We start from the raw sequence: 6,428 nt of genomic DNA on the forward strand, positions 1-6,428 counted from the left end.
ATGTTAGTTACTAGCGATAGATTTAAGAAGTTAGCGAAATCTTGGGTTAGACCGCTCACGTGGCGTGTTGCCATGGCGTGGGATAAAACTCGAAATGAAAATATCTCGTGGGGAGTATACGACCAATCGACATATGGAGGTGGTGATTTATACGCGTCAGATATCGCAAGTCAGCCACCTGTTCAGATATGGGACACCTATGCATACACTGATATCTCAAATAGGATTAAATCGATTGCAGTTAATCGTTCCGTTGAGTTTCCATATTCGGTACAGTCAGCGATTGCTGATTTTGAACTAGCTAATCACGACGGTTATTTTGTGCCATATTCAAACAGCCCAATCGCAAAATATATTAAGCCAAACATTCCTACTCGAGCGTGGCTCGGTTTCGGTGAAGAAAATGCACCACAATTTGTGGGACTTACTAATATGTTGCCTGACGCAGAACCAGGAAAAGCAGAAGCCTCAGTTTCGGCTTTTGATTTTCTAAACTGGGCATTATCTCAGCCTCTGCCTGAATTGCCACCAATGGCTTATAAGAAAACAGACTATATTTTAACTGAGATATTCAAAGGCTTAGGGTTTGCACCACATCAGTTTACTTTTTCAGGGGCAACAAATATTATCCCTATATTTTTCCCGAACAAAAACGACTCGTTAGCTGATATTGTTAAAAAATTAGTTCAAGCTGAGAACGGCAGGTTGTGGCAAGACGAGGAAGGGTTAATAAGATTCAAGGGGCGCGGCTCTGACATCGCAGAAGATATTCACTATAAACTAGATAACGACAACGTCATATCGATAACACCATCGAAGAATTCAGGTATTGTTAATCACATTAAAATTAAAACACCTATTCGTGTTATCGCACCGTATCAGATGGTTGCAGAAAAGACCTCAAGCGGTAAAAATACAGATAATCTTTGGGTTGTAAAGCACGGACTACCGATTGTGCGCGAAGTTAGTTTGTCTGACCCGTGTGCTGATTTAATTGAGCCAAAATTGGGTGAGAATGCTGATGTATCATGGTTCACAGCAAAAACCGCCAGCGGAACATTTGTCGACAGAGGTGTGAAATGCTCGCTAAGATTGACACCTAGCAAAGCAATATTAACATTCACGAATGATTTGCTTTATCCAGTTGAGATTGACAGAGTGTTTCTTTGGGGCGAGCCTTCAAAACAGATTGATGAATTGGATTATGAAGCGTTTGATGACAATTGGAGCGACGACGAAGACCACTTATTAGAAATAAATGACAATCCTTTTTTTGGGAACTACGAAAACGCTAGAGCATTTACACAATCGATATTTAGAGGCTATGCAACGTATAGCCCGATGTTGGAGTTAGAAGTTAAGGGTTCTCCAGCGATGCAAATAGGGGATTCGATTAAGCTCGATACTCGACTAGCGAGTGGAGTTTATCAAATTATCACAATATCTCAGAAATTGAGCGACAGTAAATTAACTACTAAATTAAAAGTCAGAAAAACTAAAGTTTACACATTCGCACAATATGATAGGTCAGTTTATAACGGAGAGGAAGTGTACGCATTCTAATGAAAGAAGTTCTAAAATTAAAAGGTTCAACTATTATCTCATCGATCACTGGACAACTGCGAATCGAGGAAGGTTCGGGCAGGCTTGTTATTTATGACCCAATAAACCGTAGAGAGCTTGTTGTACTCGACGGAAGCGGGTTGCTGTTTTCTGACGGAGCCTATAAGCGTATTAAGATCGGTGCTTACGCTGCTAGGGTCGGTCTGTGGGTAAGTAAAGAAGGTAAAGACGTTGTAGAGCTTTTGGAGCAGAAATGATAAAAGATTTTGTATTATCTAGTGATTATCCAATTGATCAGGTAATCTATCGTAGCGATACTGTACCAGTACCAGTCAACGCACACGATTATAACGACATAACTATACCAAATACTTATGGCTCTGCATTTTTGCCGATAGCACAATTTTCAACTTCTAGTGATTTTTCGCAAAATGCATTCGAGGTGAATACTAGCGGTTTCAATAATAGAGGTGAATATCAGTATTTGTCGAATGTTCGTGTAGATAATAATTTAATCTATATAAGCACGTCAAATAGAACCGATGCTGCTGCTACGTTTTATTTCCGAATCATAGGATTCGCTTTAGAACCTCATAGAAAAGCCTCGTTCACAAGTCATTATCACGACATGACTTTTAATACCGACAACAATCAGCTAAAGCTATACAAGGCTGGAACTGTGCTTGTTAATACTAACGAAGAAATTCGGATTGTGCATAACCTTGGATATAAACCACTAGTCCTCTTATGGTTGGAGCAGAACGGACAGATAAGCTCTTTGTCTTATGCATCGCTAGAGTTGTGGGCTAACAGTGGATATAGTGCGTTCGTAGATAAGACTGCACTAACATTGTCGTATAGAGAAGAATTTTTTAACACCGTCATAAAATACCATTATAGGATGTACGCTGATGAATAATTATCCAGATGACTTTAATATTAGTAGCGATTACGCGACTATCAGCACTACTGGCGGAAGTGTTATGAGTCTCACTCTACCTGGTGGTATATCGATAGCAAGCAATACTGTGTATTTTCAAAAACAAGAGATTAATATGACTAACGTTGGGATTTTAAGATTACTAGTTAGCACCTCTACAAATCCAGACAGAGCTATCACGGCGTCTAAAATAGACTTCGTAAGGACTTTTGCGGTTTCAGGCGGCGGCACAACACCTACTTCTGTGCTTATTTCTGGCTGGCGCGAATCAAAAAATAAAATAGTGTGCGCACTGTCAATATTTAATCCGTACGATACTTCTATTATTAATCAGAATGCAACAGAGACGTTCTATATAGACGTACGGACTATGACGTTCCCGTATTAGATAACGACAAGAAGTCATAATTTATATTATGAACGAAAAACCAGAAGTATCAGCAAAAGAATTCGGAGCGCTGGAAGCGGACGTCAGACACATTAAAGAAAGCGTCGACAAGCACACTACTACACTAGAGCGAATTGAAAACATCGCACAAGCGAATGTTACTCAAGCTCAGCTAAAAACATACATAGCAGAACACGAAAAAGAATCAGAAGAAAAATACGTAAAACGTACTGAAATCGAAGGTGTTATGAACTTCTGGAGCTTAGTAACAAGCAATTTAGCGAAATTATTTGCTATAGCACTTGTAGGATTGGCGATTTACGCAACAAACAACCTTATTCAGCAAAATAAAGCAGTTACGGAATTACAAGAAGAAGTTCAACAAACAGTAAGGAGGAAATAATGCCAGTTCGACAAACTTACGAACCAAATCTAAACATCGGCGCTCAGAGTGGTTGGTGCTTGCAATATGTTGACGATGCCATCAGTGCACCATCTCGAACACCGAGCGCTCAAGCGGCATACTTAAACGAATTAAACGCAGGTCGTATAAACACAGGTCCCGCACCTGTTGGTATTTGGGTGGTTGGATTTTTGGGATTTTCAAGAGGTATTTATGCAGATTATGGACACGTATTCTTAATGCGAAAACGCGCCGACGGTTCAATTGAAATCCACGACAGTGAAGTGCATTCGTGCTCTAGGAGCATCTATAACAGCATTGAAGAACTGATGAACTGGATGGGAAACTATGGACCAGACTATCTAGGTTACTCATATTGTTGCGATGGCAGATGTATTGCCGAAGATTATGACGAAACTCAGCCGACAGACAGGAAACTGGAAGAAGACGGCAATGCTCGCGACGAAGCTAACACAAATTCAGCTATTTTTCAGGAACTAGAAAAAGGCGACGTCATTGCGATGAAAGGCTATGTTACGAATGGTCAGCCTATCGCTGGAGATAGTGTTTGGTACGTTACAGCACGTAGTGGAAAATATATGAGCCGTCAGCTATTCGAGGATAAAGATTTACACGATTTACCAGATTTGACACCTCAATCTGCACCTCAACCAAAACCAGAAGAACCACAAGAAGATTACAGCAAGATTATATTGGATGTCTCAAATCATCAAGACGACTCTATTGTAAATCATTTTCATAAGTTCGCTGGCGTTATTCTTAAAGCTGGACACGTCGGTCAATCATTCGGAGGCGATGCGAATAAAATCGACCCTAAGCTAGTTAAATTCGCTAAAGCTGCAGGAGATAAGCTACTAGGTATTTACTGGTTGCCTTATTTTTCAACCGAAGAAGAAGCTAAGACTGAAGCAGAGCGTTTTATTGAAGCTCAAAAGCTTGTCAACGCACCACTTCTATTTGTCGACTTAGAGCCAGATTTTGAAGGTACACTCGAGCAATTGAAGCTATTTAAGAACTTAGTCTTACAGAAGACTGGTAAACAAGTGTTCACTTACGCAGGTGAAGCTATCATTCAGAAACTAGGCTTGGATAGAGTAGATTGGTACCCGAATTACGGGACTAAAGACAATTACGCACACGGCTCGCTTATTCATCAGTTTACAGAAAGCGGAAAGGTTGACGGATTTAATTTGGATTTTTCAACGTCGAAAATATCCATAGACGAATTAAAGGCGATGAGTAAACCTCAGCAGCCTGAGACGCCTGAAATAAAACCTGAAACTAATCCGAAACCTGAAGTAAAGACTGAAAAACCAACTAAAAGCTTACTACAGCTAATTATCGATTTTCTAATGAGTATTTTTAAGTTTAAGAAATAAGGAGGAGCTATGAAACTAAAAGCACTAAAGAACATTGACTATAAAGATGTAGCTATTCGCGCTGGATGGACATTCTTACAGACGTTTATCGCGACATTTTTACTTGCGGGCGTAAACTTAGTAAACTTGCTATTCGCTGCAAGCTGGCACGAATTATACGCTTTAATAATGGCTACCGCACTGTCTGCAATTGCGGCTGGATTGTCCGCAGCTAAGACTATTATTCTAGACTTAGTACGACAGATGAAAGAAGCCGTTGAATAATTCAGAGAGTTCTGTAATCCTATAAAAAACTACTACTTTTGATCGAGGGTAGTTTTTTATTTGGTAAAATTAAACTTATGTTAAAACGTATTATCATTAGACTTTATAAAGAATATCGCTACATCTTCTACGGGAAGTGAGTTTTCCACAGGGTTAACAAAAAATCTCTGACTTTTTTCATAAAATGCACGCAAAATGCTTGCATTATGAATGTAACTTTGCTATAATTAAGACAGTCAAGCGAGGCACATTAACAATTAGGAGCACACAATGATAGAACAAATCACAATCAAAGCTTTTATCGGAAGCAATAACAAGACTAAACAACTTGAGGTCGACAAGATAATATCAACCGTAAACGCTAATCACGAAGCTTTCACTCTCGACTATCCAGTCATCGGATACTGGAGAAGTGAGGCAGAGGAAACGGCAGTACTCTATCTATCAGACGAACGACAAAAGGTGATGAACACGCTCAACGAATTAAAGGAGGTGTTAGACCAGGAAGCGATCGCCTATCAGATAGAGAATGACTTACAACTAATATAAAACCAAACGCCTCGCTTGGCGCTAGGGTGCTCTAAAGAAAGGAAAAGTTATGCCAATAATAAATCGAATTGTAAAAAAGAACGGTAAGATTATCAAATCTAAGGTTGAGATACCTACGCCAGTTTATAACGTACGAATTAAACAGGAAGTATATGAACGGCTTGTGGTGCTAGCTGCTGAAAATGGTCGCAGCATAACTGGTGAGATAAACTACCGCCTTGAGCAGTCGCTTAAAAAGTAGTATGATAGCTGGGCAGTTGTTGTGATTTGCAGCTGTCATTGTGGGGCACTCCGTTTTCGGGGTGCCTTTTTTTACCCTCTGAGAATGGGGGCGTTTTTGATGCTCACGATAAAACCTCAAAATTATATCTATGGATAAATCAAATTTGAATAAGGTCTTTATTTGGTCGTCAATTCCAAATATAAATCGACTTCATAAACAGCCAAATGGAAATACTGTTCGAGAAAATGGCGTCGCCGTTTTTACGCCTAGTATAATCTGGCACTACTCGAAAAACTACGAGCTGAAAGGTAAGCATCCGTTCAGCCTCATTTTATGCACATTAGAGCCAAGCGAAATTATTATTGACGAATTCTTAGATTCTATAGCAAAAAAGATTGACGAGAAGCTTTTAAGTAATGTTTTTGCAGAAGAGTTTTCGCCAATGATATTACCAACGGGCGATATTTTTAAGGAGGAAAAATGAGCTTACCACATCCAAACATAGTGTTCACGCCGCTAACAACAATCACGGCTCAAGACCACAATAACCAAATGGCTAATGTAGCGTCTTTAGCCGACGGTACTGGAGTAAATGACGGCGCTATTGTTGGTAACAAGTTGAAGAATTCAACGGTTACAGCCGACAAGATAGACTTTACGACTATGCCGCTCGAAGAAAAAGTAAAAGTAAAGCGAAA

General features: G+C 39.7%; 11 protein-coding genes. All 11 read left to right on the forward strand.

Features of this window, described 5'->3' with window-relative positions; genetic code table 11:
- Positions 1-1,563: a hypothetical protein gene (locus LRM45_RS04105; protein ID WP_243826864.1), complete on the forward strand. Its 1,563-nt coding sequence runs from the start codon at positions 1-3 to the stop codon at positions 1,561-1,563.
- Positions 1,563-1,820, forward strand: a complete 258-nt coding sequence (locus tag LRM45_RS04110; RefSeq protein ID WP_243826865.1) for a hypothetical protein — start codon at positions 1,563-1,565, stop codon at positions 1,818-1,820. The genes LRM45_RS04105 and LRM45_RS04110 overlap by 1 nt, the downstream gene beginning before the upstream one ends.
- Entirely contained in the window at positions 1,817-2,482 is a 666-nt protein-coding gene (locus tag LRM45_RS04115; RefSeq protein ID WP_243826866.1) for a hypothetical protein, read from the forward strand. The genes LRM45_RS04110 and LRM45_RS04115 overlap by 4 nt, the downstream gene beginning before the upstream one ends.
- Positions 2,475-2,891 (forward strand): hypothetical protein, encoded by a 417-nt coding sequence (locus tag LRM45_RS04120; protein WP_243826867.1) that lies wholly within the window; start codon positions 2,475-2,477, stop codon positions 2,889-2,891. Before LRM45_RS04115 ends, LRM45_RS04120 begins: the two co-directional genes overlap by 8 nt.
- A 28-nt stretch (positions 2,892-2,919) precedes the next feature.
- On the forward strand, positions 2,920-3,294 hold the full coding sequence (locus LRM45_RS04125) for a hypothetical protein (RefSeq protein WP_243826868.1): 375 nt from the start codon (positions 2,920-2,922) through the stop codon (positions 3,292-3,294).
- On the forward strand, positions 3,294-4,694 hold the full coding sequence (locus tag LRM45_RS04130; protein WP_243826869.1) for a glycoside hydrolase family 25 domain-containing protein: 1,401 nt from the start codon (positions 3,294-3,296) through the stop codon (positions 4,692-4,694). The genes LRM45_RS04125 and LRM45_RS04130 overlap by 1 nt, the downstream gene beginning before the upstream one ends.
- A 9-nt stretch (positions 4,695-4,703) precedes the next feature.
- Positions 4,704-4,958, forward strand: coding sequence for a hypothetical protein (locus LRM45_RS04135; RefSeq protein WP_243826870.1), 255 nt, complete (start codon positions 4,704-4,706; stop codon positions 4,956-4,958).
- A 270-nt stretch (positions 4,959-5,228) separates the two neighbouring features.
- Positions 5,229-5,507, forward strand: a complete 279-nt coding sequence (locus LRM45_RS04140) for a hypothetical protein (protein ID WP_243826871.1) — start codon at positions 5,229-5,231, stop codon at positions 5,505-5,507.
- Positions 5,508-5,556: 49 nt separating this feature from the next.
- Positions 5,557-5,748 carry an Arc family DNA-binding protein gene (locus LRM45_RS04145; RefSeq protein WP_243826872.1) on the forward strand — a complete coding sequence of 64 codons (192 nt, stop codon included), beginning with the start codon at positions 5,557-5,559 and terminating at the stop codon, positions 5,746-5,748.
- Between the two features lie 130 nt (positions 5,749-5,878).
- Complete coding sequence (locus LRM45_RS04150) at positions 5,879-6,214, forward strand: hypothetical protein (RefSeq protein WP_243826873.1); 336 nt, start codon at positions 5,879-5,881, stop codon at positions 6,212-6,214.
- The coding region (locus LRM45_RS04155; RefSeq protein WP_243826874.1) for a hypothetical protein at positions 6,211-6,428 on the forward strand (218 nt) is incomplete at its 3' end. The genes LRM45_RS04150 and LRM45_RS04155, both read left to right, overlap by 4 nt.

Source organism: Candidatus Nanosynbacter sp. TM7-057, from assembly GCF_022828295.1.
In the GTDB taxonomy this organism is placed as follows: Bacteria; Patescibacteriota; Saccharimonadia; order Saccharimonadales; family Saccharimonadaceae; genus Nanosynbacter.

Excerpts from the sequence above, each read along its gene's own strand:
- LRM45_RS04150 (WP_243826873.1), top strand. The coding sequence starts at position 5,879 with ATGGATAAATCAAATTTGAATAAGGTCTTTATTTGGTCGTCAATTCCA.
- LRM45_RS04115 (WP_243826866.1), top strand. The coding sequence starts at position 1,817 with ATGATAAAAGATTTTGTATTATCTAGTGATTATCCAATTGATCAGGTA.
- LRM45_RS04145 (WP_243826872.1), top strand. The coding sequence starts at position 5,557 with ATGCCAATAATAAATCGAATTGTAAAAAAGAACGGTAAGATTATCAAA.
- LRM45_RS04130 (WP_243826869.1), top strand. The coding sequence starts at position 3,294 with ATGCCAGTTCGACAAACTTACGAACCAAATCTAAACATCGGCGCTCAG.
- LRM45_RS04135 (WP_243826870.1), top strand. The coding sequence starts at position 4,704 with ATGAAACTAAAAGCACTAAAGAACATTGACTATAAAGATGTAGCTATT.
- LRM45_RS04110 (WP_243826865.1), top strand. The coding sequence starts at position 1,563 with ATGAAAGAAGTTCTAAAATTAAAAGGTTCAACTATTATCTCATCGATC.
- LRM45_RS04125 (WP_243826868.1), top strand. The coding sequence starts at position 2,920 with ATGAACGAAAAACCAGAAGTATCAGCAAAAGAATTCGGAGCGCTGGAA.
- LRM45_RS04120 (WP_243826867.1), top strand. The coding sequence starts at position 2,475 with ATGAATAATTATCCAGATGACTTTAATATTAGTAGCGATTACGCGACT.
- LRM45_RS04105 (WP_243826864.1), top strand. The coding sequence starts at position 1 with ATGTTAGTTACTAGCGATAGATTTAAGAAGTTAGCGAAATCTTGGGTT.
- LRM45_RS04140 (WP_243826871.1), top strand. The coding sequence starts at position 5,229 with ATGATAGAACAAATCACAATCAAAGCTTTTATCGGAAGCAATAACAAG.